Genomic DNA, 1,526 nt, shown 5'->3' with positions numbered 1-1,526 from the left:
CTCGGAATGCTAACCAAAACCGGCACTCCACTGAGTTTTCTGCAGGAGCTTCAAATTGGTTGTCGTAAATGCGCCCCCATTCATCCTTTAACTGCTGAAACTCTTCTATTACGGTTTGAGTTGCATCCTCGGAATCAATCAGTCGCTCATAGAACCCCACCAATTGAGCAAACTCCCGCTCGTAAAAATCAGTGTAACGTTGCTCTGCAACAGCAGACACCGAGAACATTAACATCAACACAAATAACCCGGTTTTTACCTTCATCAACATGTGCTTACACATATATCAATATTCCTCAATTGGTTGCGAGCCGTTAACGTTCTCACTCCTGACCCCCCAATTCTGCCTCGCGATACATAAGCGTATCGGTAACCCGAGTGATCGACCCATGTTTTGTCATGTGCAGTGAACGTTGTGTTAGATTTTGCATGAGAATGCCATTCGGCTATTTGGTTATTCGTTCGAGGGATCGTCACTTGCCTAACCCTATTTTGCGTGACCACCGCGTCAACATGAAGAGTAAGAGTTTCCTCCCGCATATTTGCTCCGATCTCCACACTAAATTTTTCTGCTATCGGGTGAACATTTCGATGGAGCCACCTTGCGGCCACTTCATGGTTGCCATGGCCAAAGTCAAAACCACGAAGATGTTCTTCAGCTGCCGCTACGTAGTCAAAAACCGTTTCAAGTTCTGAGTATTTCTCAGCTGACCAATCAATATCATCAGGCTGTTCAATGATTCTCGAACCCGCCTCATTCACAATATATTGCAGTGCTGCCGTGAACGCGCCATTCGAGAATTTGTTGCCGGTAATCTTAGAGGCGGTGCCACCTATAATGGCTTGCTTCAAGGAATTTCCAATCACGTTGCGCGCACTCTCTGTATCCACCTTCCATTCCTTACCCGCCCATTTGGTAAAGCCGGCACTAAAGAAGCCATGCCCAAAGTTACCGCCGTGTAGTTTACCCAGTACGCCGCCGGCCATGGAGTGCGCCCCTACTTGAACATGGGTTTTGGCATCGCCAAACTGAGCACCTATCGCACCAAACACCGCGCCACTAAATGCCCCTTGCAGCGCTCCCTTTAAGCTTCCGGTCGCCACAGCACCGCCCATAAACCCAGCTGTGCCGCCAGCTACCGCACCAGCAAGTACACCTTCACTAAATGCTTTAATAGCCCAATTTGAAACTACATTGAACGTATAGAAGCTCACTGCGGCGGCCGCTATCACGCGCCAGTATTTTTTGAGCGCTTTAAACAAATACCCACTCGGGTCAGTGTAGCTCAGTGGGTTGTTGAGTACATAGCTGTAGCGGTTAAAGTTTTGGCTGTTGCTTGGGCTTTGCACGAATGGGTCGGCTTGTAGGAAGCGGCCTATGTGGGCGTCATAAATTCTGCCACCCATTTGCACTACGCTGGCGTGGTCTACCTGCTCGTGGCCGGTGTAGCCTTTGTGCGTGAGGCTTAATATCGAGGCCAAAGTAAAGTTCACGGCTTGGTTATTGCTTTTAAACACCGCCCGGC

At 49.1% G+C, this 1,526-nt stretch carries 2 protein-coding genes; both read right to left on the bottom strand.

Going from position 1 to position 1,526, the window contains the following annotated elements; genetic code table 11:
* A partial coding sequence (locus CWE08_RS12025; protein WP_133306943.1) for a hypothetical protein occupies positions 1–283 on the bottom strand: 283 nt, incomplete at its 3' end.
* Positions 265–1,526, bottom strand: a 1,262-nt coding sequence (locus CWE08_RS12020) for an RHS repeat-associated core domain-containing protein (protein ID WP_133306942.1), incomplete at its 5' end; no start/stop codon positions are given. The genes CWE08_RS12020 and CWE08_RS12025, both read right to left, overlap by 19 nt.

The organism is Aliidiomarina iranensis (genome assembly GCF_003987135.1).
Taxonomy (GTDB): Bacteria; Pseudomonadota; Gammaproteobacteria; order Enterobacterales; family Alteromonadaceae; genus Aliidiomarina; species Aliidiomarina iranensis.
This window is presented reverse-complemented; position numbering and strand designations above follow the sequence as displayed.